The organism is Acinetobacter sp. YH16032 (assembly GCF_013417345.1).
Classification (GTDB): domain Bacteria; phylum Pseudomonadota; class Gammaproteobacteria; order Pseudomonadales; family Moraxellaceae; genus Acinetobacter.
In genome coordinates this window covers 1-1,590 of the sequence record NZ_VPEE01000139.1, presented here as the reverse complement: position 1 = coordinate 1,590, position 1,590 = coordinate 1, and the positions used below count along the sequence as shown (strand labels likewise).

1 protein-coding gene is annotated in these 1,590 nt (G+C 38.5%); it reads right to left on the bottom strand.

Annotation, left to right across the window (positions count from 1 at the left end):
- Positions 1-1,348 (bottom strand): potassium transporter Kup (locus tag FTV32_RS16960; RefSeq protein ID WP_180029150.1); only part of this gene is annotated, 1,348 nt, incomplete at its 3' end.
- Positions 1,349-1,590 lie beyond the last annotated feature (242 nt).

The following is a 1,590-nucleotide window of genomic DNA, read 5'->3' as shown; positions in this document are numbered from 1 at the left end:
AAAACTCTCTGCCTTTTTTCCCGGTCATCATGATGGTAAAAACAATAACCGCAATAACGACTGGTACCCAGCCTCCAATCAGGACTTTTAATAGGTTTGAACTCAGCAAAACCAGATCAATAAAGGCGAATGGAATAATGAACAGTAAGACTTTCCATGTTTTCCATTTCCAGTAACTATAAGCCAGAAAAGCTACTAACAGTGTGTCACAGAACATGGTCACAGTGACGGCCAGACCATAAGCACCTGCCAACTTGCTGCTACTTTCAAATATTAAGATCAAGATGGTGATAGAGATAAACAGGAGCCAGTTCAGTAATGGAATATAAATTTGTCCAATTTCCGAAGCGGAGGTATGTAAAACTGTAAGCCTAGGTAGATATCCCAACTGTATTGCCTGTTTAGCCATTGAGAATACCCCACTGATTAAAGCCTGTGAGGCAATCACTGCAGCTGCAGTAGCCAGAATAATCATAGGATATAGAAGGGCTGAAGGCAGAAGCAGGTAAAAAGGATTGGTGATAGCCGAAGGATCTCTTAACAGTAATGCTCCTTGTCCAGCATAATTCAGCATCAGACATGGCAGTACAATTAAAAACCAGCCTAACTTGATCGGTAAAATACCAAAATGTCCCATATCCGCATATAAGGCTTCACCACCTGTTACTGTTAAAACCACAGCTCCCATCACAAAAAATGAAATAAGAGGATTGTTAATAACGAATAAAAAAGCCCAGTGTGGGCTGAATAATGCAAGAACAAATGGACTTTGAATAATACTCATAATGCCAATGGCACCAATAGATAGGAACCATAACAGGGTAATAGGACCAAAAAACTTCCCCATCATTGCAGTCCCATGTTTTTGAACGGCAAAGAGAGCTATAAGAATTCCAATACTGATTGGAATAATGAAGCGATCAAATGACGGGGCAGCAACAGAAAGTCCCTCAACTGCAGATAAAACAGAAATAGCAGGGGTGATGATACCGTCACCGAAGAATAAGGATGCTCCAATGAAACCTAAGATAATGATTGCCAATCTTTTTCCACGGGACAATCCTTTTTGCCTAAGGTTTAAGGCGAGTAATGCCATGATACCCCCTGCACCATTGTTATCAGCTCTCATGATCACCAAAACATATTTAAGCGAAACAATTAAGGTAATGGTCCAAAAGATTAAAGAGAGAATTCCCAGGATATTAAGTTCATTAATAGGTAGCCCGCGTGTCGCATGAAAGCTTTCTTTTAATGCATATAATGGACTCGTTCCTATATCGCCGAATACTACTCCTAGTGCAGCCAGTGTTAATGCCGGTACTGCCGGCTTACTCACATTATTTTGCATATATTTGATTTACAAAATTGGGGAGCCTCGAATTTTATCATCTGGCTTCTCATGAAATTGCCTTGTACATAAAAACCCATACTTTCTTAGAGTGTTATAGTTTTTCTAGCTAAGCCTGCACTATATAGGTGCTATTTCACTTATAAGTAATCCAAAAATATATGATTCTTTAATAGATAATTTTAAGTTTTTTCTAAAATTAACATAATACACCTTATACGAAATGCTTTTTAAATTGTGTT